Annotated in this window: 28 protein-coding genes; 11 read left to right on the top strand and 17 right to left on the bottom strand. The window is 72.9% G+C overall.

From position 1 onward, the window contains the following. Nucleotides 1-44 precede the first annotated feature (44 nt). From C8E97_RS02410 to C8E97_RS02400, 3 genes are all read right to left on the bottom strand, one after another. Nucleotides 45-1,016 (bottom strand): Gfo/Idh/MocA family protein, encoded by a 972-nt coding sequence (locus C8E97_RS02410; RefSeq protein ID WP_121001214.1) that lies wholly within the window; start codon nt 1,014-1,016, stop codon nt 45-47. Continuing rightward, entirely contained in the window at nt 1,013-2,110 is a 1,098-nt protein-coding gene (locus tag C8E97_RS02405; RefSeq protein WP_121001212.1) for a DegT/DnrJ/EryC1/StrS family aminotransferase, read from the bottom strand. The genes C8E97_RS02410 and C8E97_RS02405 overlap by 4 nt, the downstream gene beginning before the upstream one ends. 185 nt (nt 2,111-2,295) lie before the next feature. Further along, nucleotides 2,296-3,108, bottom strand: a complete 813-nt coding sequence (locus C8E97_RS02400; RefSeq protein WP_121001210.1) for an HAD family hydrolase — start codon at nt 3,106-3,108, stop codon at nt 2,296-2,298. 61 nt (nt 3,109-3,169) lie between these two features. On the opposite strand from C8E97_RS02400, the gene C8E97_RS02395 reads away from it, so the two are divergent. From C8E97_RS02395 to C8E97_RS02370, 6 genes are all read left to right on the top strand, one after another. Further along, on the top strand, nt 3,170-4,036 hold the full coding sequence (locus C8E97_RS02395) for an LLM class flavin-dependent oxidoreductase (protein WP_121001208.1): 867 nt from the start codon (nt 3,170-3,172) through the stop codon (nt 4,034-4,036). A 21-nt stretch (nt 4,037-4,057) separates the two neighbouring features. Continuing rightward, nucleotides 4,058-5,227 (top strand): L-2-hydroxyglutarate oxidase, encoded by a 1,170-nt coding sequence (lhgO, locus tag C8E97_RS02390; RefSeq protein WP_121001206.1) that lies wholly within the window; start codon nt 4,058-4,060, stop codon nt 5,225-5,227. A gap of 29 nt (nt 5,228-5,256) precedes the next feature. Continuing rightward, on the top strand, nt 5,257-6,354 hold the full coding sequence (locus tag C8E97_RS02385; protein WP_121001204.1) for a UDP-N-acetylglucosamine 2-epimerase: 1,098 nt from the start codon (nt 5,257-5,259) through the stop codon (nt 6,352-6,354). A 243-nt stretch (nt 6,355-6,597) separates the two neighbouring features. Continuing rightward, a complete protein-coding gene (locus C8E97_RS02380; protein WP_170211595.1) occupies nt 6,598-7,389 on the top strand; it encodes a DddA-like double-stranded DNA deaminase toxin in 792 nt (263 codons plus the stop codon). Continuing rightward, a complete protein-coding gene (locus tag C8E97_RS02375; RefSeq protein WP_170211594.1) occupies nt 7,377-7,787 on the top strand; it encodes an Imm1 family immunity protein in 411 nt (136 codons plus the stop codon). Before C8E97_RS02380 ends, C8E97_RS02375 begins: the two co-directional genes overlap by 13 nt. Nucleotides 7,788-7,855: 68 nt before the next feature. Then, nucleotides 7,856-8,260 carry an Imm1 family immunity protein gene (locus C8E97_RS02370; RefSeq protein ID WP_170211592.1) on the top strand — a complete coding sequence of 135 codons (405 nt, stop codon included), beginning with the start codon at nt 7,856-7,858 and terminating at the stop codon, nt 8,258-8,260. Nucleotides 8,261-8,526: 266 nt separating this feature from the next. On the opposite strand, the gene C8E97_RS02365 is transcribed toward C8E97_RS02370, so the two are convergent. The 10 genes from C8E97_RS02365 to C8E97_RS36650 all read right to left on the bottom strand — a co-directional run bounded on the left by C8E97_RS02365 (nt 8,527) and on the right by C8E97_RS36650 (nt 17,820). Next, on the bottom strand, nt 8,527-9,747 hold the full coding sequence (locus C8E97_RS02365; RefSeq protein WP_121001198.1) for an acyl-CoA reductase: 1,221 nt from the start codon (nt 9,745-9,747) through the stop codon (nt 8,527-8,529). Next, a complete protein-coding gene (locus C8E97_RS02360; RefSeq protein WP_121001196.1) occupies nt 9,744-10,790 on the bottom strand; it encodes a LuxE/PaaK family acyltransferase in 1,047 nt (348 codons plus the stop codon). The genes C8E97_RS02365 and C8E97_RS02360 overlap by 4 nt, the downstream gene beginning before the upstream one ends. Further along, a complete protein-coding gene (locus C8E97_RS02355; RefSeq protein WP_246018625.1) occupies nt 10,787-12,196 on the bottom strand; it encodes an AMP-binding protein in 1,410 nt (469 codons plus the stop codon). The genes C8E97_RS02360 and C8E97_RS02355 overlap by 4 nt, the downstream gene beginning before the upstream one ends. Beyond that, on the bottom strand, nt 12,193-12,927 hold the full coding sequence (locus C8E97_RS02350) for an SDR family NAD(P)-dependent oxidoreductase (RefSeq protein ID WP_121001194.1): 735 nt from the start codon (nt 12,925-12,927) through the stop codon (nt 12,193-12,195). Before C8E97_RS02350 ends, C8E97_RS02355 begins: the two co-directional genes overlap by 4 nt. Continuing rightward, nucleotides 12,920-13,159, bottom strand: coding sequence for an acyl carrier protein (locus tag C8E97_RS02345; protein ID WP_121001192.1), 240 nt, complete (start codon nt 13,157-13,159; stop codon nt 12,920-12,922). Before C8E97_RS02345 ends, C8E97_RS02350 begins: the two co-directional genes overlap by 8 nt. A gap of 33 nt (nt 13,160-13,192) precedes the next feature. Next, nucleotides 13,193-13,891 carry an acyl-ACP--UDP-N-acetylglucosamine O-acyltransferase family protein gene (locus C8E97_RS02340; protein ID WP_121001190.1) on the bottom strand — a complete coding sequence of 233 codons (699 nt, stop codon included), beginning with the start codon at nt 13,889-13,891 and terminating at the stop codon, nt 13,193-13,195. A gap of 93 nt (nt 13,892-13,984) precedes the next feature. After that, on the bottom strand, nt 13,985-15,235 hold the full coding sequence (gene serS / locus C8E97_RS02335; protein ID WP_121010631.1) for a serine--tRNA ligase: 1,251 nt from the start codon (nt 15,233-15,235) through the stop codon (nt 13,985-13,987). A gap of 147 nt (nt 15,236-15,382) precedes the next feature. Continuing rightward, nucleotides 15,383-15,835, bottom strand: coding sequence for a DUF350 domain-containing protein (locus C8E97_RS02330; RefSeq protein ID WP_425470453.1), 453 nt, complete (start codon nt 15,833-15,835; stop codon nt 15,383-15,385). 11 nt (nt 15,836-15,846) lie between these two features. Then, the gene (locus C8E97_RS02325) at nt 15,847-17,010 is read right to left on the bottom strand and encodes a glutathionylspermidine synthase family protein (protein ID WP_121001187.1); all 1,164 of its coding nucleotides are present in this window, start codon (nt 17,008-17,010) and stop codon (nt 15,847-15,849) included. After that, nucleotides 17,011-17,820, bottom strand: a complete 810-nt coding sequence (locus C8E97_RS36650; RefSeq protein ID WP_121001185.1) for a hypothetical protein — start codon at nt 17,818-17,820, stop codon at nt 17,011-17,013. A gap of 126 nt (nt 17,821-17,946) precedes the next feature. On the opposite strand from C8E97_RS36650, the gene C8E97_RS02315 reads away from it, so the two are divergent. The 3 genes from C8E97_RS02315 to C8E97_RS02305 all read left to right on the top strand — a co-directional run bounded on the left by C8E97_RS02315 (nt 17,947) and on the right by C8E97_RS02305 (nt 20,272). Continuing rightward, the gene (locus C8E97_RS02315) at nt 17,947-19,008 is read left to right on the top strand and encodes a septum formation family protein (RefSeq protein WP_246018623.1); all 1,062 of its coding nucleotides are present in this window, start codon (nt 17,947-17,949) and stop codon (nt 19,006-19,008) included. 5 nt (nt 19,009-19,013) lie between these two features. Next, the gene (locus tag C8E97_RS02310; protein WP_121010625.1) at nt 19,014-19,364 is read left to right on the top strand and encodes a metallopeptidase family protein; all 351 of its coding nucleotides are present in this window, start codon (nt 19,014-19,016) and stop codon (nt 19,362-19,364) included. A 215-nt stretch (nt 19,365-19,579) separates the two neighbouring features. After that, the gene (locus tag C8E97_RS02305; protein WP_121001183.1) at nt 19,580-20,272 is read left to right on the top strand and encodes a hypothetical protein; all 693 of its coding nucleotides are present in this window, start codon (nt 19,580-19,582) and stop codon (nt 20,270-20,272) included. A 62-nt stretch (nt 20,273-20,334) separates the two neighbouring features. On the opposite strand, the gene C8E97_RS02300 is transcribed toward C8E97_RS02305, so the two are convergent. Next, entirely contained in the window at nt 20,335-20,949 is a 615-nt protein-coding gene (locus tag C8E97_RS02300; RefSeq protein WP_121001181.1) for a histidine phosphatase family protein, read from the bottom strand. After that, nucleotides 20,946-21,836, bottom strand: coding sequence for a prephenate dehydratase (pheA, locus tag C8E97_RS02295; protein ID WP_121001179.1), 891 nt, complete (start codon nt 21,834-21,836; stop codon nt 20,946-20,948). Before pheA ends, C8E97_RS02300 begins: the two co-directional genes overlap by 4 nt. A 103-nt stretch (nt 21,837-21,939) precedes the next feature. Here pheA and C8E97_RS02290 point away from each other — a divergent pair, with 103 nt between their 5' ends. Next, nucleotides 21,940-22,551, top strand: coding sequence for a macro domain-containing protein (locus C8E97_RS02290; RefSeq protein WP_121001177.1), 612 nt, complete (start codon nt 21,940-21,942; stop codon nt 22,549-22,551). 198 nt (nt 22,552-22,749) lie between these two features. On the opposite strand, the gene C8E97_RS02285 is transcribed toward C8E97_RS02290, so the two are convergent. Then, nucleotides 22,750-23,232, bottom strand: a complete 483-nt coding sequence (locus tag C8E97_RS02285) for a GNAT family N-acetyltransferase (protein WP_121010622.1) — start codon at nt 23,230-23,232, stop codon at nt 22,750-22,752. A 61-nt stretch (nt 23,233-23,293) separates the two neighbouring features. Here C8E97_RS02285 and C8E97_RS02280 point away from each other — a divergent pair, with 61 nt between their 5' ends. Next, a complete protein-coding gene (locus tag C8E97_RS02280) occupies nt 23,294-23,917 on the top strand; it encodes a response regulator (protein WP_211346895.1) in 624 nt (207 codons plus the stop codon). Nucleotides 23,918-24,069: 152 nt separating this feature from the next. On the opposite strand, the gene C8E97_RS02275 is transcribed toward C8E97_RS02280, so the two are convergent. Continuing rightward, nucleotides 24,070-25,179: a GAF domain-containing sensor histidine kinase gene (locus C8E97_RS02275; RefSeq protein WP_425470452.1), complete on the bottom strand. Its 1,110-nt coding sequence runs from the start codon at nt 25,177-25,179 to the stop codon at nt 24,070-24,072. Nucleotides 25,180-25,181 lie beyond the last annotated feature (2 nt).

Below are 25,181 nucleotides of genomic sequence, written 5' to 3'. Positions count from 1 at the left end.
TCGGTTCCCCAGTGCTTTCCGTCCGTCCGCGGCGGGACGGCGCGTCATCGGGCGGCGGCGGCCGACTGCGCCCGCACGGCGGCCACAGCGCGGTGGGAGGGCAGGATGGACGCGCGCTCGGCGTCGGCGTCGACCCGGCCGTCGATCAGGTCCAGGAAGCGGTCCAGCTGGGTGGCCAGCGGCTCCCGCGCGGTCACCAGCTCGGGGATCTCGATGATCGCCTGCTGGCGGTAGCCGCGGCCGTCGGGCGTCGCGGCGTCCTGGGACACGTGGTGGTAGATCGTGATGTTCCGGGTGAGCAGGTCCACCTCGATCAGCCGGTCCAGCTCGGTGATCGACAGGGTGCGGATCTTGCGCTGCCCGATCCGGCTCGCCGACACCGACGCGAGCGCGCCCGACGGGAAGCCCATCAGGGTGTTCACCACGTCCTCGGCGCCGGGCACGGAGTCGGGGTGGAACTGGCCGATGCCCGCCGAGAAGCGGTCCGGCTCCGCGCCGCCCATGCAGCGGATCGCCAGGTCGACGTCGTGCACCAGCAGGTCCCACGCGACGCCCGTGCGGATGCGCGGCGCGTACGGCGAGTGCCGCACGGCCGACACGTACACCGGCTCGGTGATCAGCTCCAGCGCCGTCATCACGGCCGGGTTGTAGCGCTCCAGCAGGCCGCACATGATCGGCAGGCCGCTCCGCTCGGCGAGCGCGAGCACCTCCTCGGTCTCCGCGAGGTCCGCGCACACCGGCTTCTCCACCAACAGCGGCTTGCCCTGGCGGAGCACCTCCAGCGCCAGCCCGTGGTGCGTCTCGGTGGCCGACGCGAGCACCACCGCGTCCACGTCGGACAGGTCGCCGATCTCGGGCGTCCACGCCGCGCCGTAGGAGTCGGCGACCCGCTTGCCGACCTCCTCGCGCGGGTCGACGATCCGCGCCAGCTCGCAGCGCTCGTTCTGGCTGGTCACGCGGGCGTGCAGGGAACCCATCGACCCGACGCCGACGAGCGCGATCCTCGGGGTCGTCATGCGCCCAGCACCTCGCGGACGGCGGAGACGACGGTGTCGAGGTCCGCGTCGGTCAGCTTGGGGTGCACCGGCAGCGACAGCGCCTGGCGGGCGACCCGCTCGGCCACCGGCACGTCGGAGGCCACGACCCTCGGGTCGTCCCGGTAGCAGTCGTAGTCGAAGACCGTCTTCGGGTAGTAGATGCCGTTGCCGATGCCCTTCTCGGTGAGCTTGGCGGCCAGCTCGTCGCGGCTCACGGGGGCGTCGTCGGTGACCAGGACGGTGTACTGGTGCCACACGTGGGTGCGGCCGGGCAGGACGCGGGGCGTCCTCAGGCCCGTGACGTCGGCCAGGCCCTTGCTCAGCGCCTCGGCGTTGCGCTGCCGGGCCTCGGTGACGGCGGCCAGGCGCTCCAGCTGCGGGATGCCGATCGCCGCGTGCACGTCGGTCATGCGGTAGTTGTGGCCCGCCACCTCGTACTGGTAGCGCTGCCGCATCCCCTGGTTGCGCAGGACGCGCAGGCGGTCCGCGAGGGTGTCGTCGGAGGTGGTGATCACGCCGCCCTCGGCGGTGGTGATGTTCTTGGTCGCGTAGAGCGAGAAGCAGCCCAGGCCGTAGCTGCCGGCGGGCCGGCCGTCGAACGTCGCGCCGACCGCCTGCGCCGCGTCCTCCACCAGCGCGAGGCCGTGCTGCTCGGCGAGCGGCGCGAGGCGGCCCATGTCGGCCATCTGCCCGTACAGGTGCACCGGCATGAGCACCTTGGTCCGCGGCGTGACCGCCTGCGCGACCGCGTCCGGGTCGAGGTTGAAGTCGTCCTCGGAGATGTCCGCGAACCGGGCCGTCGCGCCGGCCTCCAGGATCGCGTTCAGCGTCGCGACGAAGGTGAACGGCGAGGTCACCACCTCGTCGCCGGGTTCGAGGTCGAGCACCTGGAGGGACGCCACCAGCGCGGTCGTGCCGTTGTTCACGGCCACCGCGTGCGGCACGCCGGCGACCTTGCCGAACTCATCCTCGAACCGCTTGACCATCGGGCCCTGCGCGATCGCTCCGGAGCGCAGCACCTGGAGCACCAGCTCCTCGGCCGCCGCGACGTCAACGACAGTGATGGGGATCATTCAGCAGTCTCTCCGCCTTCGGAAGCACCTGGCACGACGCCCGGCGCGGTGCCATCGGTCTGCATCGCGGGGCACCACGCTACCTGCCGGGACGCGCCGCACTCGGCGTGGGTTGTCGGCGACCCTCCGTGGACGGCCCGCGCGCCGCCGTCGGGAGCGCCCGCTCCGGGCGCCCGGAGCGGGCGCTAGAACCAGCGTTCGAGGACCATCGCGACGCCGTCCTCGGAGTTGGGGCCCGTCACCTCGTCGGCGGCCTCCCGCGCGTCCGGGTGGGCGTTCGCCATCGCCACGCCGTGCCCGGCCCACGTCAGCATCTCGATGTCGTTGGGCATGTCGCCGAACGCCACCACGTCCGCCGCCGCCACGCCCAGCCGCTCGGCGACGTCGGCCAGCCCGGTCGCCTTGGTGACGCCCGGCGCGGCCAGCTCGACCAGGCCCATGCTGGTGGAGAACGTGACGTCCACCTGGCCGTCGAGCACGTCGCCGATCGCGAGCGCCATGTCCTCGCTGGTCATCTCGCGGTGCCTGACCAGCAGCTTCACCGCCGGCCGGGTGAGCATCCCGGAGCGGTCGCCGTCCGGTTCCGGGCCTTCCGGCCACGGGTGCCTGTAGCCGTCCTCGGCGATGAACTGCGGCACGGACTCGTCGAACGCGGACTCCCCGGTCCGCTCCACCGCGAACGCCACGCCCGGCAGCAGGTCGTCCAGCGCGCTCATCAGGTCGCGGAGCAGCACCGGGTCCAGGGTGCGCTGCCACAGCACCCGGTCCTGGCCCAGGTGGTAGAGCACCGCGCCGTTCGCGCACACCGCGTACCCGTCGAGGCCGGCGGCCTCGGCGATGTCCGGCACCCAGCGCGGCGGTCGACCGGTGGCCAGCACGAACGGCACGCCGGCCGACACCACCCGCCGGACCGCCGCCGCCGTGCGCGCGGTCACCCCGTGCAGGGGGCTGAGCAGGGTTCCGTCGACGTCCGAGGCCACGAGTCCAGGTCTTTCCACACCACCGATGATGCCTGGTCCCGCCGGCTGCGCGAGACGAGCGCCTCGTTACCGTACGTCCGTGCGCACCGGCATCGTCATCCTTCCCGAGCACCGATGGTGGATCGCCGAGCCGAAGTGGAGGGCCGCCGAGGAGTACGGCTTCCACCACGCCTGGACCTACGACCACCTGGGCTGGCGCACGCTGGTCGACGGTCCGTGGTTCGGCGCGGTGCCCACGCTGACCGCCGCCGCGATGGTGACCGAGCGCATCCGGCTCGGCACGTTCGTGGCAAGCCCGAACTTCCGCCACCCCGTGCCGTTCGCCCGCGAGCTGCTGGCCCTGGACGACATCTCCGACGGCCGGTTCACCCTCGGCGTCGGCGCGGGCGGCGAGGGGTACGACACCGAGGTGCTCGGCACGACGCCCCCCGCGCAGGCGGAGCGCACCGCGCGGTTCGGCGAGTTCGTCGAGCTGCTGGACGAGCTGCTGACCAAGGACCGCACCACCTGGCGCGGCGAGCACTACGCCGCCGTGGACGCCCGCAGCGCGCCCGGCGGCGTGCAGCGGCCCCGGATGCCGTTCCTGGTCGCGGCCAACGGCCCGAAGGCGCTGGGGATCGCCGCGCGCCACGGCCAGGGCTGGGTCACCACCGGTCCCCGGACCGACGACGTCGACGCGTGGTGGCGCGGCGTCGCCGACCTCGCGGAGCGGTTCACCGCGGCCCAGCGCGGGACGGGCCGCCGCGTCGACCGGTACCTGAACCTCGACTCCTCCCCGGTGTACTCGCTGACCAGCGTGGAGACGTTCCGGGACGCCGTTGGCCGGGCCGAGGAGCTGGGCTTCACCGACGTGGTCGTGCACTGGCCGCGCCACGACGGCGTGTACGCGGGCCGGGAGTCGGTGCTGGAGGAGCTCGCCGCCGATGTGCTGCCCGCGCTGGGCTGACGCCGCGTAGATTCACGCCCCGTGCGGCACATCGTGGTCATCGGCGGCGGGATCGTGGGTCTGGCGGTGGCGCGCGAGCTGGCCGCGCGCGGCGACCGGGTCACGGTGCTGGAGAAGGAGGGCCGCTGGGGCGCGCACCAGACCGGCCACAACAGCAACGTGGTCCACGCCGGGCTCTACTACCGGCCGGGCTCGCTGAAGGCGCGGATGTCCGTGGCGGGCAACCGGTCCATGATCGACTTCGCGCGGCGGCACGGCGTGCCGGTGGAGGTCTGCGGCAAGCTCGTCGTGGCCACCTCCGCCGACGAGCTGCCCCGCCTGCGCGCGCTGGCCGAGCGCGCCGAGGCCAACGGGGTGCCCGCCGAGCTGATCTCCGCCGAAGAGGCGCGCGAGCACGAGCCCGAGGTGTCCTGCGTCCGGGCGCTGCGCGTGGAGAGCACCGGCATCATCGACTTCCCCGCCGTGTGCGCCGCCCTGGTGCGCGAGCTGGACGGGCACGACCTGCGCCTGCGCTCGCCCGCGCTCGCGATCCGGGCGCGCGGCGCCAAGGTCGAGGTCGCCACCCCGAGCGGCGTGGTGCGGGCGGACGCGCTGGTCAACTGCGCCGGCCTGCACAGCGACCGGGTGGCGCGGCTGGCGGGCGTCACGCCGTCCGCGCGGATCGTGCCGTTCCGGGGCGAGTACTTCGAGCTGCGCCGCCGCGAGCTGGTGCGCGGCCTCATCTACCCGGTGCCGGACCCGACCCTGCCGTTCCTGGGCGTGCACCTGACCCGGATGCTCGACGGGAGCGTGCACTGCGGCCCCAACGCCGTGCTGGCGCTGCGCCGCGAGGGTTACCGCTGGACCGACTTCTCCGGCCGCGACGTGCTGGAGGTCGCGACGTTCCCCGGCACGTGGCAGCTGGCCCGCCGGTACGCGCGGACCGGCCTGGACGAGGTGCTGCGCTCGTTCTCCCGCGCCCGGTTCGCGCGGAGCCTCGCCCGGCTCGTGCCCGCCGTCCGGGAGGACGACCTGGTGCGCGCCGAGGCGGGCGTCCGCGCGCAGGCGATGCGCCCGGACGGCTCGCTGGTGGACGACTTCCTGGTCGAGACCGCGCCGCGCCAGGTGCACGTGCTCAACGCGCCGTCGCCGGCCGCGACCGGGTCGCTGGAGATCGCGAAGCACGTGGCGGACCTGACGCGACGGCAGTGAGGGGATTTCGCCCCGGTATCCTCACCGCCGTGATCTCCTTCATCCTCGGCACCACCGCGGAACTGATCAAGATCGCCCCGGTGTTCCACGCCATCTCCGACCGGGGCACGAAACCGCAGATCTGGTTCACCGCGCAGCACGTCGACCACGTCGCCGAGACGCTGGCCGACCTGAGGCTGCCGGAACCCGCCGTGTGGCTGGTGCCGAAGGAGCAGGCCGTGCACATCGAGCGGCCGGCGCAGGTCCCCGGCTGGGCGGCCACCGTGCTCCGCAACGCGTGGGGCCGGCGCGCCGAGCTGCGCTCGATCCTGACCGACGACGGCCGCCCGCCGCTGGTCATCGTGCACGGCGACACGTTCACCACGCCGTACGGCGCGCTGATCGGCAAGCGCATCCTCAAGTCGCGCGTGGCGCACGTGGAGGCGGGCGCGCGGTCGGGCAGCCTGCTGTCCCCGCTGCCCGAGGAGCTGAACCGCAAGCTGGCGGCGAAGATCGTCGACCTGCACTTCGCGCCGACGGCGAAGGAAGTGCACAACCTGCGCGGCGCGCGCGGCGCGGTCGTCAACACGGGCGCGAACACGGCCATCGACGCCATGCGCCTGGCCATCGACGCGGAGCCGACCTTCCCGCTGCCCGCGGAATTCGGCCTCGCCACCCTGCACCGGTTCGAACTGGTCTCGCGGGCGGACAAGTACCGCGAGGCGCTGGAACTGCTGCGCAAGGCCAGCGAGCGGATGCCGATCCTGTACCTGGCGGGTCCGCCGGAGCAGGACCGGATCAAGCAGTACGGGCTCGGGCACCTGTTCGACGACGAGCGCTTCATCCTCAAGCCGAAGCTGCGCTACCTGGCGTTCCTGCCGATCATGGCGCGGGCGAAGTTCGTGGTCACCGACTCCGGCGGGCTCCAGGCGGAGTGCAACTACCTGGGCGTGCCGTGCGCGATCCACCGCGAGCGCACGGAGGACCGGCACGGGCCGGGGACGACCCTGCTGCTGACCGGCATGAACGGCGACAAGCTCCAGTCGTTCCTGGACGACTACGAGGCCTACCGCCTGCCCAACCGGATGGACCAGTTCCACCCGAGCCGGATCGTCGTGGACACCCTGTCGCAACTCGGCTACTGCTGATCCGACCCGTTCCAGCCGCGCACCGCTGCCTTCGTGCCCTCCCGCATGGCCCCACTTGCGCGGGTGTGGGGAATCGGGGGCAGGTCGAGTACCGCCCTGGCCCACGGCCCGCGTCGAACGCGGAAGGCCGCGGATTCACACGCTCCCCACACCTCGACAAGTGGCCGAGTTCGTCACGGTTAGTCGCAGGGCGGTCACTGTCCTACCCCTGTGCCACCCTGGCGCGGGAGAGGAGGTGCGGGGGTGGCCTCGATCGGGGAAGTGGCCAAGAGCGTTTCCCAGGCGTGCGACAAGGCGTCGCAGTGCCGGGACGCGTTGGGACAGGCTCAGGACCTGGCGGAAGAGGCGCACGACCTGTTGGCGGCGCACCTGCGCGGGACCGTGGAACTGGAGTCGGACACCGAACAGGCGCTGGCCGGCTTCCAAGAAGTGATCACCGGGGTGAAGGACCTGTGGAAGACCCTCGGGACAGGCATGGACCACGCGCAAGCCGCCCTGACCGCGTTGACGGGCCCGGCGGCCCCGGCACCCGCCCCGGCCGCCCAGCGGCCCGCACAGCCCCCGCTACAGCCACCCCCGGCCCGCCAGTCCGGGCCCGACCAACCGCCCGTGGTCCCGCCGGAACGGGTCGAGGCGCTACGGCGGGAACTGCCTCCGCATCGCGCGCCGGGCGGCCCACGTCAGAAGACGCGTGGTTCGTGGATCGGGCCGGACGGCGCAGCCCAGCCGATCGTCAGCGGCCGGGACGAGTACGCCGACGCGGCGGACGCGACGCTGAGGGACATGGGGATGCCCCGTCAGTCGGCCAAGACGGCGGACGTGGAAATCAAGCTGGCCGCCCGCATGATCGCCGAAGGTATTCAACACGCCACGGTCGTGATCAACGCCAAGCCATGCGTGGGCCAGTTCGGGTGTGACACCCTCGTGCCGATCCTGCTTCCCGAGGGGGCCACGCTGACCGTGCACGGCGTCACCCCGGCCGGCGAACGATTCCGCAAGCGATACGCAGGAGGTGCCCGCCCGTGGTGGCGCTAGATGCATGGTTCGACTGGAAAGCCGACGGGCCCACCACCGTGCGGACACCCGCCGAGCTGGACGCGGTATTGGACACGGTAGTGGAGTGGAACGACCCGACCACTGTCCAACTCCTGATCCACGGCGATCCGGGCCACGCAATCCTTGACGTGGGCTTGGACGGCTCAACCGGCCGCGGAGTCCTGTACTACTCCGGGCCCGACGCCCCGGACGCCTGTATCAGCAAAGGGGCCGACATCGCCGAACAGCCGCCCCTCTACTACTTCACCGGGTCGGACACCGAATTTCCGGTGGACGCGGAGATTCCGTTGGCTGAGGCACGCCGAGCCGCGCACGAGTACATGAGCACAGGAGGTGCGCGACCGACCGGGATCGAGTGGCAACCGAGCTGGAACTAGGCGGTGTCCTGTAAGTGGTCATCGCAGCCATAAGACGATGGCGACGGATACACAGGAGGGGCCCGCCCGTGGTGGCGCTAGAAGCGTGGTTCGACAGGGACGCGACCGAACCGACCATCGTGGACACTCCCGCCGGGCTGGACGGGGTGTTGGACACCGTCGCCGGGTGGCCGGGGCCCAATACGGTTCAACTCCTGATCGCGGAAGATCCCGGCCACGCCATCCTGGACGTGGGATTGGATGCCGAATACGGGCGCGGAGTCCTCTACTACTCCGGTCCCGACGCGCCTGACGGTGTCACCAGTAAAGGGGCCCACGTGTCCGACCCGCCGCCCATCTACTACTTCACCGGCTCGGACACCGAATACCCGGCGGATGCGGAACTCCCGTTGGACGTGGTTCGTCGGGCCGCACACGAGTACATGACCAGCGGGGGCGCACGGCCGACCGGTATCGAGTGGCAATCGCGCTGATCGTCGCCCACGGCCGGGCCCACCGTGTAGGTCCGGGACCGGCCGGTACGTCAGCGGGTTGACGTACGCGCGCCACCGGTACGTCACCCGGCCGGGCCACCGCGTCGACGTCCCTGAGACGACGAAAGCGGCCGGGGTGGGATCATTCATTCCCTGCCCGGCCGCTTTCCCGCCGTGGTGAGCCTCCAGGCGGTCGTGGCCTTGGCGTTCCCGCCGTTGGCCTGTCGCGGAAAGCGGGCGCGCGACCGAGTGCGTCGCCGGGCCCCCTACGCCTTGACGGTGACCAGCCTGGTGAACTCGGACAGCAGGTCGTAGCCGTCCCACAGCTCGGAGAAGGTCAGCGCCGACCCGAACGGCACGATGCGGTCGATGCCGCGGCCGGCCAGGTCGTGCGCCAGCCGTTCCAGCTCGGCCTGCTCGAAGCCGAACACCGACAGCGTCTGGTCCTTGCGCCGCACCATCGGCACGAGGTCGGCCAGCGACGGCAGGGTCGCCAGCGGGAACGTGCCCGCGCCCAGCCACTCGCGCGGCACGTCCGCGGGCGAGGTCAGTTCCAGCGTCGCCACCGCGTTGCCGTCGAACCGGATGGCCCGCGCGTGCCCGTCCGCCGCCACGCCGTAGGCCGACACCCGCTTCTGCACGGCCATCGCGGGCTCCACCACGTGACCCTTGCCCACCAGGACCTCGCCCAGCAGGCGCAGGAACTCCTCCCGGCCCCGCCGCGCGCCCGCCTCGTCGCCGACCCAGAACAACGCGCGCGGCGAGGCGCACGCCGCCTGGTCGAACCAGTACGAGTCGTTGTAGAAGCCGACCGCGACCTCGCGCCGCCGCTCGGCCGACGCCGCCTCCCAGCCGGCCACGGAGATCGCCGCGAACGACGCCCGGTCCGGGAACGTCACGTCCCGCGCGTGCGGCGCGAGCGGCAGTCGCCGGACCTCCGTCACGGCCCGGTCGCCGCCCCAGATCACCCGCAGGTCGCAGGCCGCGGACAGGGCGGCGGTCACCTCGTCGTCGCGGTCGTAGGTCACCATCACCTGGGTCCGCGCCACGACCGGGTCGGCCGAGGCCAGCGCCTCGTTCAGCGCGTCGACCACGGCCGACGCCGCACCGGCCGAGCGCGGCGAGATCCGCACCACGTTCCGGTTGCCGGCCAGCGCGGACAGCGCCCACGAGTACACGAAGATGGTGTCGACGTTCGCCGGCGGCACGTGGAACACCAGGCCGCGCGGGAACCGCAGCACGCCGGCGCGCTCGGGCGCGGCGAGCACCTTCGCGATCTCGCCGCGCCGCAGGAAGAACCCGAGCGACGCCAGCTCCGGGAAGCGGCGGGCCGTCGCGGGCGCCAGCAGCTTGCGGGCGAACGCCACCAGGAAGTCGACGACCCGCTCGTCGCCGACCCGCAGCGGGCCGCCGACCGGCTCGGCCGCCAGCCCGGCCAGCAGCTCGGCCACCTCGACGTCGGGCCCGGCCGGGAACCGCCGCCTCACGCCACCGCTCCCGAGAACGTGTCCGAGCAGCCGCGGGCCTCGGCGCGGGGCAGCCGCCCCAGCACGGAGAACCGCTTGCCCGGCCAGTCGCCGTCGTCGACGCCGTGCACCACGCCCAGGTCCTCGGTCAGCAGCACGTGACCGGGGTAGGAGCGGGGCAGCGTCGAGAGGACCTCGATGACGCCCGGCACACCCACGGGCTGCTCCTCCCACGTGTCCGGGTCGCGGATGATCACGTCCGCGAAGTCGGGGCAGTACAGGGAGTTGCCGGACGGCCCCTCCAGGAAGACGGTGCCGATCTGCTCGATCATCCCGTAGTAGTTGTGGATCCTCGTCAACCCGGTGTCCTCGGCGAACCGACGGCGGAACTCCGCGTTGTCCACCGCGATGTCGACCAGCTTCTTCCAGCCGCCGGAGTGGATCAGGATGCCGTTGGACAGGTCCAGGTCGTGCTCGCGGGCGACCTCGTAGAGGTACTGCCACACCATGAAGGTGAAGCCGAAGATCAGGAACGGCTCCGAGCCGTGCCTGGCCAGGAACTCCTTGATCGCCGGCACGTCCGGCCGGTCGTGCTCGTCCAGGGCGTAGACGTGGTTGCGGCCGAAGTTCGCCATGCCCAGCACGCCCGCGCCGCGCGCCGAGAACGAGCGCCGGTTCTTGATGATGCCGATCGTGTCGACCATCAGCATCGGGAGCCGCTTGCCGCCGAGCACCTCGCGCAGCGTCGCGCCGAGCTGGCGCGGCTGGACGGCGGCGGCCTCCTTGTCCAGGTGGATCCGCGACGCGCCCGCGCCGGTCGTGCCGGACGACGTCAGGACCTTGAACACCTCGTCGTCCGGGACGCTCTTGAGGTCGTGCGTCTTGAACATCCGCACCGGCAGCCACGGCAGCTCGGCCGTCGACCCGAACGACGAGCCGACGCCCAGCGACGACAGGATGCGGTCGTAGGGCTCGCACCGCTCGCGGTGGTGCGCGGTCAGCTCCGTCAGCGCCGCCAGCAGGTCGGTCTCCCGCTCTGCCTGGGGTCGGGCGAAGACGCTCATACCTGTGCCTCCAGGGACCGGTAGTCGATCTTCCCGCTGGGCAGCAGCGGGAACCCGTCGGCGGGCCGCACGTCGAACCCGGACACGTGCAGGCGCAGCGCCTCGGACAGCGCCTTGGCCGCCGCCCTGCACTCGTCCCGGCCCGCCTGGTCCAGCCACACCACGACCTTGTCGCCCGACGGCACCGCCGCCGCCGCGCCCAGGTGCTTCACCAGCTGCTCCAGGTCGTCCAGGTTGACCCGGTTGCCGAACACCTTGCCGATCCGCTTGAGCCGGCCGGTGATGAACAGGTAGCCGTCGGCGTCCAGGTAGCCCAGGTCGCCGGTGACCAGCACACCGCCCAGCTCGTCGCCGGCGGCCAGCTCCGCCTCGGACTCGGCGTAGCCCATCATGACGTTCGGGCCCCGGTAGACGACCTCGCCGACGACACCCGGCTCGACCGTCTCCGACCCGTCGTCCAGCCGGACGGCGAACGAGCCGCCGGGCAGCGCCGGCCCGGCCGAGCCGAGCTTGTCCGCCAGCCGCTCGGCGGGCACGGTCGCCATCCGGGGCGCGGCCTCGGTCTGCCCGTACATCACGAACATCCGGCCGCCCACCGCCGTCATCCGGTCGTTGAACTCGGCCACCAGTTCGGGCCGCAGCCGCCCGCCCGCCTGCGTCAGCGTGCGCAGCGTCGGGTACTTGGCCGGGTCGAACCGCAGCCGCCGCAGCATCTCGTAGTGGTACGGCACGCCGGCCAGCGACGTGGCGCCGTACTCGGCGACCGCGTCCCAGAACGGCCGCGCCACCACGCCCGAGCCCTCGACCAGCACCGTCGCGCCGCGCAGCAGGTGGCTGTTCAACACCGACATGCCGTAGCTGTAGTGCAGCGGCAGGGTCGTCGGCGCGACCTCGTCCGGGCCGATGCCCAGCACGTCGGCGATCGCGGACGCGTTCGCCAGCAGCGCCCGCCGGGACAGCCGCACGAACTTGGGGTTGCCGGTGGAGCCGCTGGTGGGCAGCAGCACGGCCAGGTCGGGGTGCGGCGCGACGCCCGCGACGCCCTCGGCGGCCACGCGCGCCCACCCGTCCGCACCGGCCCGGTAGCCGGGGGCGGGGTCGCCGTCGACGGGCGCGCCGAGCACCGCCGCCGGCCGGAACCGCGCCACCAGGTCGTCCAGCACGGCCCGGTCCTGCGCCGGGTCGAGCAGCGCGACCGCGCGGCCCGCCTCGAACGCGCCCAGGTAGCGCAGCACGCTCGGCAGGTCCGTCCCGACGCGCAGGAACAGCACGCCGGGCGGGAGCGCCGCGCACGCCGCCGCCTCCCGCGCGACCCGGTCGGCCAGCTCCGCGCCGCCGAGCAGCTCGCCGGTGGCGGCGTCCCGCAGGCGCGCCCCGGGGTGCGCCAGGCTCGCCGGGGCGGTCACAGCACCAGACCCCCGTCGATGCCGAGCACCTGCCCGGTCACGAACGACGCCTCGTCGCCGACCAGGAACCGGATCACGGCGGCCACCTCCTCGGGGGTGCCCAGCCTGCCCAGCGCCGTGTCGGCCCGGACCTTCGCCAGCACCTCGTCGGACTGCCCGGCGATCAGGTCCGTGCCGATCACGCCCGGCGCGACCGCGTTGACGCGGATGCCGTGCCTGCCCAGCTCCTTGGCCGCCGACTTCGCGGTCGCGGACAGCGCCGCCTTGGACGCCGCGTACACCGTCTGGCCCGCGTTGCCGCGCTCGCCGACGATGGACCCGAGCAGCACGATCGAGCCGGACCGCTTGCGCATCATGACCCGCGCCGCCGCCTGCACGCAGGTGATGGCGCCGGCGACGTTCGTGGCCAGCGTGGTGCCGATGTGGTCGTCGGTGAGCATCCCGAGCAGCCCGCCTTCGAGCACGCCCGCGCTCGCCACCAGCGCGTCGATCCGGCCGTGCTCCTTGGCGACGGCCTTGAACACGTCCCGCACCGCCGCCGAGTCCGTCACGTCCAGCGCGACGCCCGACACGCGCTCGCCCAGTTCGGCCGCCCTGCTCGCGGCCACCCCGGCGTCGCGCCCGGTGATCACCACCGTCGCGCCCGCGTCGGCCAGCGCGGCGGCCGTGGCGTGGCCGATGCCGCGCGTGCCGCCCGTGACGACCGCGACCCTGCCGTCGAGGCTACTCACCGACGCCGAAGCCCCGCAGCATGTCGAGCGCGACCTTGAAGCTGCTCAGGTCGATGACCTGCTCGGTCTCGAACTGGACGTCGAACTCGTCCTCGATCGCCGCGACCAGCGCCATGTGGCCGACCGAGTCCCACGCGTCGATGTCGCGGTACTTCAGGTTCGCCACGTCGACGTCGTCGCCCAGTTGCAGGGCGTCGACGAAGACGGCGCGGAGTCGGTCGTGAAGCGACATGCTGCTCTCACTCTCTCGGCGGAAAACCGTGGGTCAGTGCTGTGGGCCGCGGTCCGCCCACGCCTTGAGCAGGGCGGCCAGCTCCGCGGGCAGGTCGGCGGGCGGCTCCGGGTCCTTCCCCGTGAGGAAACCCGCGAGGGCCGCGATCGATTCCTCCGAGCAGCCGCGCCGCTGGAGGCCGATGGTGTTCACGCCGGTCGTGCGGGCCGGGTTGCCGACCGTGATGGTGAACGCGCCGACCTCCTTGCGCACCGCCGAGCCCATGCCGACCATCGCGCCCGGACCGATCCGGACCCGCTGGTGGACGACCGTGCCCAGGCCGAGGTTCGCGCCCGACCACACGTGGCAGTGGCCCGCGATCTGCACGGCGCTGGTGACGACCACGCCGTCGTCCAGGCGGCAGTCGTGGGCGACGTGCGCGCGACCCATCAGGTAGCAGTCGTCGCCGATGGTCGTGGCCTCGGTCACGCCCTGGTTGACCGTGACGAACTCGCGGACGCGGTTCCGGTCGCCGATCACGACGCCGGGGCCGCTCGTCTCGCCGTCCCAGCCGGCCAGGTGGTCCGCGCCCAAGTACTCGGCGGGGCCGCCGATGCTCACGTGCGGTCCGATGTAGTTGCCGTCACCGATGCGGCAGGGGCCGGTGATCACGGTGTAGGGACCGATCACGTTGTCGTCGCCCAGCTCGACCCCCGCGCCGATGATCGCGGTCTGGTGAATGCGGTTCGCCACTGCCGTCCCTGCCACGTGGATGATGTGTGTCACCCGCGTCACCAGCGGTTACAGCCGGAACGGGGTCGGTGGACCACTGTACCGGAGGCCCGCTCACCCGGCCGTGAGCACGTCCAGCCCCAGGAACGGGCGCAGCGCCTCCGGCACGACGACCGACCCGTCCGCCCGCTGGTGGTTCTCCAGGATCGCGACGATCCAGCGCGTGGTGGCCAGCGTGCCGTTGAGCGTGGCGGCGGTCTGCGGCTTGCCGTTCTCGTCCCGGTAGCGCACGTTCAGCCGGCGGGCCTGGAAGGTCGTGCAGTTGGAGGTGGAGGTCAGCTCCCGGTACGCCCGCTGGGTCGGGATCCACGCCTCGCAGTCGAACTTGCGGGCGGCGCTGGTGCCGAGGTCGCCGGCGGCCGTGTCGATCACCCGGTAGGGCACCTCGATGGCGGCCAGCATCTCCTCCTCCCAGGCCAGCAGGCGCGCGTGCTCGGCCTCGGCGTCCTCCGGGCGGACGTAGGAGAACATCTCCACCTTGTTGAACTGGTGCACGCGGATGATGCCGCGGGTGTCCTTGCCGTACGAGCCGGCCTCGCGGCGGTAGCACGACGACCAGCCCGCGTAGCGGCGCTCGCCGTCGAGGATCTCGTCCGCGTGGTAGCCCGCGAGCGGCACCTCCGACGTGCCGACCAGGTACAGGTCGTCGTCGCGCAGCCGGTACACCTCGCTCGCGTGCGCGCCGAGGAACCCGGTGCCCGCCATGATCTCCGGGCGCACCAGGGTGGGCGTGACCACCAGCGTGAAGCCCGCCGCGGTGGCCCGCGCGACCGCCATGTTCAGCAGCGCCAGCTCCAGCCGCGCCACCACGCCGGTGAGGAAGTAGAACCGCGAGCCGGACACCTTCGCGCCGCGCTCCATGTCGATGCCGCGCAGCCGCGTGCCCAGGTCCAGGTGGTCCAGGGGTTCGAAGTCGAACTCGCGCGGCTCGCCCACGTGCTTGAGCACCACGAAGTCGTCCTCGCCGCCGTGCGGCGCGTCCGGGTGCACCACGTTGGGCACGGACCGGTGCAGCTCCTCCAGCTCGGCCTCGGCCCGCGCCTGCTCGGCCTCGGCGGCCTTGACCTCGGCGGCCAGCTCCTTGCCCTTGGCGAGCAGCGCCTCCCGCTCCTCGCCGCGCGCCTTGCCGACCTGCTTGCCGAACGCCTTCTGCTCGCCGCGCAACGCGTCCGCGCGGGCGATCGCCGCCCGCCGCCGCTCGTCGGCGGACAGCAGCGCGTCGACCACGGTCTCGTCCTCGCCACGCGCACGCTGCGACGCGCGGACGGCTTCCGGGTTCTCGCGCAAGGCCCTGAGGTCAATCACGGGCAAAGAGTACTCAACCACCGGCCGCGACCCGCCGACGCCGCCCATCCCGTCGTCGGCCGTCGCCGGCGGGCGCGGCGGTGGACCCGGACGCGGCGCAGGCCCCGCCCGGACGTGCGGGCGGGGCCTGCGCGGCGACCCGGCGCGCTAGCTGATGGCGACCGCGACCACGAGGCCGAGCGCGACGTGCGCGCTGGCCACCACGACGCTCGCGGGCGCGAACCGGTCCGACCCGATCAGCGAGCCGATGTCCAGGCGGGTCACCCACTCCAGCAGGCGCACCGCCAGCACCTGGACCACGACGCCGACGAAACCGAAGATCAGCGCCGTCAGCAGGCCCTCGTCCAGCTTGCCCGCCGCGTTGTAGATCGCCACCACGACGATCAGCGCCATGCTGACCAGCCCCGCCGACGTCACGATGACCGCGTTCGGCGCACCCGCGCGCACCAGGTTCGACAGCTTGCCGGGCGTGGTGAAGTCGATGGCGTAGAAGCCGACGACCATCAGCACGAGCCCGACGACGGCGTACAGGGCGATCGCGCCGACGCCCTGGCCGATCGCGGAGCCGAAGCCCGGGTCCAACGCGAGTTCGCTGATCACTGCCACTCCATTCATTCGACAATCCGATGCGGGACGAACGCCGCGCCATCGTCGGTCACCAGGCCGACCGTCTCGCGGATGCCGAGCCCGGCCGCCGCGTCGCCGACCACCCACGCGCCCAGGGCGGGCCGGTAGCCGTCGAACTCGGGCAGCGGGTCGAACAGCTGGTAGACGAAGCCTTCCTTGCCGTACACGCCGCCGGTCTGCGTCTCGTAGCCCGGCGCCACGATCTGGATGTTCGCGCCCTCCCGGCCCAGCCGCGGCTTGCGCACGTACTCCGTGAGGAGGCCGGGTTCGTCGAGGAACGCGGGCAGGAGGTTCGGGTGCCCCGGGTACATCTCCCACAGCACCGCGAGCAGCGCCTTGTTCGACAGCAGCATCTTCCACAGCGGCTCGACCCACAGCGTGCCGGGCAGGCTCTCCACCGCGAACCGGCCGAACTGCTCGTCGACCACCCACTCCCACGGGTAGAGCTTCACGACCGTGCCCATCGGCGCCTCTTCGAGGTCGACGAACCGCTTGAGCAGCGAGTCCCAGCCGATCTCCTCGATCGCGAGCCCGACGGTGTTCATGCCCGCCTCGGCCGCCGTCTCCTGGAGGTAGGCGACGGTGACGTGGTCCTCACCGGACGGGTCGGCCGCGGACCAGGTGAAGTGCAGCTCGTTGGACGGCAGGCGCTCGCCGACCTCGGCCCACCGCTCGACCAGCTTCTCGTGGATGGAGTTCCACTGGTCGTCGTCCGGGAACACGTCGGTCTTCCAGTTCCACTGGACGACCGACGCCTCCAGCAGCGACGTGGGGGTGTCCGCGTTGTACTCCAGCAGCTTCGCCGGCCCGCGCCCGTCGTAGCGCAGGTCGAACCGCCCGTACACGTGCGGGTCGCGCCGCTTCCACGACTCGGCGATCGCGGGCCACAGCCACTCCTGGATGCCGAAGTCGCGGTACCGCTCGGTCAGCACGACGTTGTCGACCGCTTCCAGGCACATGCTGTGCAGCAGCTCGACGTCCGCCTCCAGCGACAGGACGTCGCTCATCTCGAAGACGTAGTGCACCGACTCGTCCCAGTACGGGCGCGGACCGCCGTCGACCGACCTGGCCGGCGCGCCGAACACGAGGCCCTGCTCGGACACCGCGCGCTGCCAGTCCGGCCGGGGCGTGGAGGACTCCCGGCGCACTCAGCTCCCCCCGCTCTTGCTGCCGCCGGAGACGCCGAAGCCGCCGCGCTGGATGGTCGTGCCGGACTTGGTGGTCACGTTCGCGCCCTTGGGGATGGTGTAGCTGCCGCCGCTGACCTTCTGGCCGACGGGCGCGCTGGAGCCGCCGTAGTGGTAGCGGTACGAGCTGCCGCCGATGTAGATGAAGCCGCCGCTGTAGTACCCGCCGTGGCTGCGCGCGTAGTTCTCGTCGCAGTACCGGTCCTCGACCACCACGCCGTCCTGGGTGCACTGGGCCTCGACCTCGTCGGGGCTGGACGCGGCGTACCAGATGGCGACCACGCCCGCGACGCCGGCGGCCACGCCGCCGCCGATCAACAGGCGCTTGCGCAGCTTCTTCTTGCGGGCCTGCTCGGCCTCCAGCGCCAGCTCGGCTTCCCGCTGCTGCCGGGCGGCCTCGTTGCGGGCGCGCTGCTCGGCCAGCGTCGGCGGGCGGGGGCGCGTGACGCCCGGCTGCTGCTGCCGGATCCGGCCGCGCTTGCCACCGGACAGGTCCGGTCGCCCGTCGCCGGCCTGTCCGCCGCTGCCCTGTCCGCCGGCCTGCTCACCCGACGCGGCCGGTCGGTCCTGCTCCGACGCGCCGCGTCCGGGCGTGCTCTGCGCGGGCGTGCCCTGAGCCGACGTGTCCCGAACCGGCGCGTCCCGGCCCGGCTCGGGCGGCGGCACGTACGGCGGCGGGGACGCGCCGCCGCCGCCGGGCGGTGTCGGTCCACCGGGCACGGCACCGCCGCCGGCCCGGTCGTCGCGGTCGTTTCGGTCGTTCTCAGTCATCAGCCACTCCCTGCGGGGACGCTACAGAGGCCGGCCGCCATTCGGGTGACGAGTGTCCCAAACGCAACACACGCGACCCGCCCGATGGCTTCCGGCGCCCGCACGGGCATCATGGAGTCGATGTCGATGAGCGCCCGCTGGTTTCGCCGTGGTGACCACCTGGTCATGCTCGGCGCGTTCGCGGGTGCGTTCACGCTGCTCGCGCTGAGCGCGGTGACGTCGTGGCCGGTGGGCGCCGGCCCCATCGTCCAGACCAGCTCGGAGCCGGTCAACCCGGTCTACACGGCCGAGGCGGGCGACTGCCTGAACTGGACCAAGCGCAACCTGTCCGACGTGACGAAGGTCGACTGTGCCGCTCAGCACATGTTCGAGGTGACGGGCGTGGCGGACGTCGGCGCGGCGTACGGCCCGCAGGCGCCGTTCCCGACCGACGAGCAGTGGCAGAAGATCAGCGAGGAGTACTGCGCGAAGACGTCGCTGGACTACCTCGGCGGCCGGTTCGACCCGTACGGCAAGTACACGGTCGGCCCGCTCAACCCCGGCGAGCGCCTGTGGGCGGACGGCAAGCGGACGGTGCGCTGCGGCCTCCAGGTGGCGGGCGCGGCGGGCGGCCTGCTGCCCGCGTACGGGACCGCTCGCACGCAGGACCAGTCGGACGTGTACGACCCCGGCGTGTGCCTGGGCATCACGGAGGCGCGCGGCGTCGGCGACCCGGTGGACTGCGCCCAGCCGCACGCGTTCGAGATCGTCGGCATCGTGACGCTGCCGGACGGGCCGTTCCCCGCGCCGGAGAAGCAGGACGAGACCATGTCCGCCGAGTGCGCGCGGATCGCCGCCGAGTACAGCGGCGGCATGGACTTCCGGGCCAAGGGCCTGATCGTGACGTGGGACACCCGCAAGCCCGAGAGCTGGGCGGCCGGCTCGCGCCGGGCGAACTGCAAGGTCGGCGCGATCCCGCCGGACAACACGGGCCTGACGGCCTTCGAGCGCAGCGTGCGCAACCCGGACGCGCCGCCGCTGACCACCGCCAACCCGCCCCAGACGACCGCCGTCCAGCAGGACGAGCCGACCGGCGCGCCGCTGCACTCGTCGTCCGGGTCGGCCACGACCACCAGCGCGCCGCCCGCGCCGACGTCGGACAAGCCGACGACGACGTCCACCTCCGAGACCACCACGACGTCGAGGTGACGCGCGTGCCGGCGGAGATGACGAGGCAGCGGTTCGAGGAGCTGGTCGGCGAGGCGCTGGACCTGGTCCCGCCGGAGTTCGCGGCGGCGATGAACAACGTGGTGGTGCTGGTCGAGGACCGCCACCCGGAGGAACCGGACCTCCTGGGGCTCTACCACGGGATCGCGCTGACCAGGCGGACGTCGGACTACGGCGGGGTGCTGCCCGACCGGGTGACGATCTACCGGGAGGCGATCCTGGACATCTGCGACACCGAGGACGACGTGGTGGAAGAGGTCGCGATCACGGTCATCCACGAGATCGCGCACCACTTCGGCATCGACGACGACAAGCTGCACGAACTGGGCTGGGGCTGACCGGCGGTCACTTCGGACCGGCCCCGGCGAACACCGCCGCACGTTCGTCGCCCGCGCATGGTAGGCCCTCCCCCGCCGCGCACGCCGCGGATTAACCCGAACGGGCCGGGAAACCGATGTCGAATGGGTTCCGCGGCGATTTCCGACCACCCGTTCGACCTATTTACGCGCATTCCGACCGCCGCTACGTTCTCGACACACCCCGGGGAGGCGAGATGCCGTTGCGCAGGAACAGGGGCAACCCGAACGGCCTGGGCGGGCGCCCCAGGCGGCGGCTCAAAGAGCGGTCGTCCACCCTGACCACCGGGTCGGGACTACCGGATTACGGGTACGCCGGCGGCGGGGGGAGGTCGGCCACCGACACGCGCTTCCCGGGCGCGCACGGCGACGCCACGGTGGTCGCGTCCGTGTACACCACGTCGGACGACCCCACGGCCGTGCTGGGCGCGGTCCGGAAGCTGGTCAACGGCCTCGGCCTGAAGTTCCGCGCCGACGGCCCGGTGGAGACGGGCTCGTGGTTCCGGCGGTTCCGGATCCGCGGGCAGAAATCGGTGCTGCCCAAACTCGAAAAACTGGCCGGCCAGCTCGAAGAGGCAGCCCGCCTCCACTACATCGACGGGGCGCGCGCGCAGAACGACGAGCGCGAAGCGAATGCCGTCTCGAACTTGATAAGCGCGCTCGACAACACCGAGGGCGCGGTCATCCGGCTCAGCTCCATCCTCGTGGTCAAGAGCCGGGGCGTGGTGATGGTCCAGGTGCTGACCCCCGACCAGGCAGCGCTGATCAACCGGAACCCGCACCTCCTGAAGAGCCCCGACACGATCCTCGAAGAATTGTCGCTCGGAACTCGCGCGGCACTTGAGGAGAATCCGAAGTCGCAGGTCGAGGTGCCGCCGTCCAACCACTAGCGACAGGGCCGGGCCCGCTCGACGCGCGGGAACGCGGGATGCCCCCGGCACCCCGCGACCGCTCAGGCGAGCGGGTCGACCCCCGTCCACGACGTGCACACCCAGCCGTCGCCGGCGTCCTCCAGCACCACGCTCCCCGTGTTCGGCAGCAGGCCCGCCTCGGCGAACGCCGGCCGCGCGTTCGTCGCCAGCGCCAGCGCCGCCATCCGCAGCGAGCCGCCGTGGCTGACCAGCACGACCGTGTCGCCCGCGGCGTGGCGCGCGGCCACCTTGTCCACCGCCGCCACGAACCGGTCGATCACCTGCCGCCCGCTCTCGCCGCCGGGGATCGCCACGTCCAGGTCGCCCTGAGCCCACGACCGCGCCGCCGCGAGGAAGACCTCGAACGCCTCCCGGTCGTGCCTGCCCTCCAGGTCGCCGCAGAAGATCTCGTGCACGCCGTCGAGCACCTCGACGTCGAGCCCGAACGCGGCGGCGACCGGTTCGGCGGTCTGCCGCGCCCGGACGGCCGTGCTCGCGTACACCGCGGTGACCCGCTCGGTGGCGGCCAGCGACTCCGCCAGCGCCGCCGCCTGCGCCACGCCCGCGTCCGTCAGCGGCGGGCCCGGCGGGCGCGAGTCGAGCGCCATCCTGAGGTTCGACGCCGTCTCGCCGTGCCGCACCAGGATCAGCTTCACGCGCCCCGCCCCTCCCGCACCGACGCCAGCCACTCGGCGGCGGCCACGAACTCCTCGTCGTCCACCCGCGCGCCGCCCGCCGCGGCCTTCGGGTACGAGCCCAGGAAGCGGGTGTCCGGGCAGTGCCTGCGCAGCGCCGCCAGCGCGTCGCCCACGCGGGGCTCCGCGACGTGCCCGTCCAGGTCGATGTAGAACCGGTACTCGCCGAGCCTGCCCTTGGTGGGGCGCGACTCGATGCGGGTCAGGTTGATCCGCCGCAGCGCCAGTTCGGCCAGCAGCTCCGACAGCGCCCCCACCTTGTCGGTGGCGGTCACCACGACGGACGTCCGGTCGTGCCCGGTGGGCTCGGGCAGCGGTCCGGGCCTGCGCAGCAGCAGGAAGCGGGTCTTCGCGTCGCGCACGTCGGCCACGTCGTCCGCCAGCACCTCCAGCGGGTAGTGCCGGACGGCCACGGGCGCGCTCACGGCCGCGTCGAACTCGCCCGCCAGCACGGACCGGGCCGCGGCGGCGGTCGAGGTGGTGGCGACGGCGGTCGCGGACGGCAGGTTCGCGGCGAGCCAGTGCCGCACCTGGGCGAGCGCGTGCGGGTGGCTGGCGACGGTCTTCGGGTCGGTCACGCCGGGCCGCACGAGCACGCTGAACCGCACCGCGAGCACCGTCTCGGCGACCGCGACCAGCGGCGCGCCCTCGGTCAGCGCGTCCATCGTGGCGGGCACCGCGCCCTCGACGGAGTTCTCCACCGGCACGCACGAGGCGTCGGTCTCGCCGCGCCTGGTCGCGGCCAGGGTGGCGGGCACCGTGTCGTACGGGGCGAGGTCCCCGGTGGCGGAGAAGGCGCGCGCGGCCTGCTCCGTGAACGTTCCCTGCGGTCCGAAGTAGGCGAGCACGGTCGCAACGATACGAGCACACCTCCGCGTGACCGTCGCTGAGGCGAGGATCACCCGGTGCGGCGGTGCCCGCCCCCGTTCCACCGGACCCCTGTGTCCTGGAATGCTTGCGGGCGTGTCCGCCGATACGGAGGGTGAGATCAACGCTCCGGCAGCTGTGCCCCGTCTGGTGCTCTGCGCTGTCGACGAGCCGCTCGCGACAGCGTGGTCGGGTGTCGCCGACGGCCGGGACGGTGTCGAGGTGCACCGGGGTTCGGTGCTCGACATCGTGGCCGACGCCGTCGTGAGCCCGGCGAATTCCTCGGGTTCGATGCGCGGCGGGATCGACGCCGTGTACGCCCGCGCGTTCCCCAACGTCGAGGCGCACGTGCGCAGCGCGATCCTGGCGCTGCACGGCGGCGAGCTGCCGGTCGGCGAGGCGCTGGTGGTGCCCACCGGCGAGGTCGAGCCGCCCTGGCTGATCAGCGCGCCGACCATGCGCACGCCCGCCGAGCACCTGCCGTCGGACACCGTGCACCCGTATCTGGCGGCGCGTGCCGTGCTGCGGCTGTGGCGGGACGGCAGGCTGGACGACGGTCGCCCGGTGCGGCGGGTGGTCCGGACGATCGCCATGCCCGGCCTGGGCACGGGGGTCGGCGGTGTCGCGCCGGGTACGTGCGCGCGTCAGGTCGCAGCCGCCTGGGACGAGGTGTTCAGCTCGCTGTCCAGCCGGTGACGCGACCGGCCGCCGGTGCGCCGGCACCCGGTGTCGGCGGGGTGGGCGCGCCGGCGTTGTGGACTACTCCGGCGGCTGTGGACAACGAGCCGTCGAGGCAACACCGACCAGGGCCGGACCAGCAGGTGAAACAGCGTTACCAAGGTCACACGAGCTGTGCACAACCCTGTGGACAACCTGCGCAGCAGCTGTGGACAACTACCTCGGCGCGATCCATCGTTCCAGGTCCAGCTCATCCGTGATGGGGATGCCGTAATCCCCAACCGAGGGGATCTCGGGCTTGAGCCTGCGCGACTCGCGCACCGCGTCCGGCCGCAACGCGGTGAGCCGGAACCCGCGCCGCTGGTAGAAGCGCAACGCGTCGAGGTTGTCGTTGGTGGTGGTGAGCCGGATGCGGGAGCAGCCGAGCTGGCGGGCGCGCTGCACGGCCGCGTCCACCAGCGAGCTGCCCACGCCCCGCCCTCTTCGCAGGGCGTCGATGGTGACGATCTCCAGCAGCCCGTCCGAGGCGGCGTAGGTCAGCAGCCCGACGATCTGGTCTTGGTGTTCCACCAGGAAGCCGGGCAGGCTGGCGGGGAAGAACACCTGTCCGTGGGCCACGGCGGTGTGCGCGCCCCATAATTCCAGCACCAGGCGGCCCACGACGATCCGGTCGGCTTCCTCGATCACGCGTACGAGCATGTCTTGCACTGTCTTGGCGTCCGAGTGCGGCCGGTACCGGCATTCGACCTATGGTTGGTTCGTGCCCGTGCGCGTGTTGCTGGTCGACGACCACGAGGTGGTCCGCAGGGGACTGCGTGAACTGCTGGACGACGAGGACGACATCACCGTGGTCGCCGAGGCGGGCGGGGTGGACGAGGCGTACGTCCGCGCGTCCGCCATGAGGCCCGACGTGGCGGTGGTGGACGTCCGACTGCCCGACGGCACGGGTGTCGAGCTGTGCCGCCGGTTGCGGGACTTCGGCGTCCGGTGCCTGGTGCTGACCGCGTTCGACGACGAGGAGGCGCTGGTCGGGGCGATCATGGCGGGCGCGTCGGGCTACCTGCTCAAGCAGGTGCGCGGCCAGGACCTGGTGGTGGCGGTGCGGGAGGTCGCGGCGGGCCGCTCGCTGCTGGACCCGCAGACGACGGCCCGCGTGCTGGACCGGATGCGCCGCCCGCCGGAGGCGGACGTGCTGGACGCGTTGACCGAGCAGGAGCGGCGGGTGCTGGACCTGATCGGCGAGGGCATGACGAACCGGCAGATCGCGGAACGGCTGTTCCTGGCGGAGAAGACGGTCAAGAACTACGTCACGTCGGTGCTCGCGAAGTTGGGCATGGAGCGCCGCACGCAGGCGGCGGCCTGGGTCGCCCGCCGCTCCCGCTGACCGGCCGGGAATCCGTCGTGGGCCCGCTGTCGGTGCCCGGTGGCGGTGCCCGCTGTCGGTGCCCGCTGCCGGAACCCGCCGCCGACGCCCGCCGCGACCGGTCCGCCGACTTCCCGCCGACGCCCGCCGCCACCGCGCCGGCCCGCAGCGCCTCACCCCAGCGGCACGTGCCACGTGATCGTGGTGCCCGTGCGCGGCGACGAGGCCACCTCGCACCCGCCGCCCGCCGCCAGCGCCCGCTCCTCCAGGTGCCGCAGCCCGCGCCGCGCCACCCCGCGCGGGATGCCGCACCCGTCGTCGGCGACCCGCAGCACCAGGCGCTCCGCGTCCTCGGCCACCCCGATCTCGACGTGCCGCGCCCCGGAGTGCCGCACCACGTTCGACAACGCCTCCCGCAACGCCGCCCGCGCGTGGTCGGCCAGTTCCGGCGGCACCCGGCGCAGCTCGCCGTCGATCCGCACCTCCGGGTCGAACCCGAGCAGCTCACCCGCCGTGTGCGCCTCGGCGAGCACCGACTTCCGCAGGTCGGCGTCACCGGGCCGGCCGGGGTCGGCGCTGCGCAGCGCCCGGACGGTGGCCCGCACGTCCGCCATCGTCTGGTCGAGCTGGTCGACCACGTCCGCCAGCCGCTTGGCCTCCCGCCCGTCCAGCTTGAGCCGCCGGTCGAGCAGCTCCAGCTGCACGCCCGTCGCGTAGAGCCGCTGGATGATCACGTCGTGCAGGTCGCGCGCGATCCGCTCCCGCTCCTGGTACACGGCGACCCGCTGCCGCGCGGTGAACCCCTCCGCGAGCACCACGGCGAGCCCGGCCTGCGCGGCGAACGCCGTCAGCACGTCCACGGTGTCGGTGCTGAACGGGGCCGCGCCCTTGCGCCGGTAGACGGCCAGCGCGCCGAGGCGGCGCTCCCTGGTGCCGAACGGCGCGACCGCGAACGGCCCGTACCCGCGCAGCGGCTTGGGCACGAACGGCGCGGTGCGGGGGTCGGTCGTGAAGTCGTCGGCCACCACCGGGACGCCGGTGCGGGCGGCCCGCGCGGCCGACGAGCGGTCGGACAGCACGATGCCCACCGGGTCGTCGCCGCCGGAGGACGCCTCCACGGTGAGCGCGCCGTCGTCGCCGGTGAGCATCGCGAGGCCCAGGTCGGCCTCGGCCAGCTCGCCCGCGCGGCGCACCACGAGCGGCAGCACGGCGTCCGGGTCGTCGCCGGCCAGCGCGGCGGTGGTGATCTCGGTCGACGCGGCGAGCACCAGGGCGGGGTCCACAG

Source organism: Saccharothrix australiensis, from assembly GCF_003634935.1.
In the GTDB taxonomy this organism is placed as follows: Bacteria; Actinomycetota; Actinomycetes; order Mycobacteriales; family Pseudonocardiaceae; genus Actinosynnema; species Actinosynnema australiense.
Note: the sequence above shows the minus strand (reverse complement) of the source record. Positions and strands in the feature narration are given on the sequence as shown.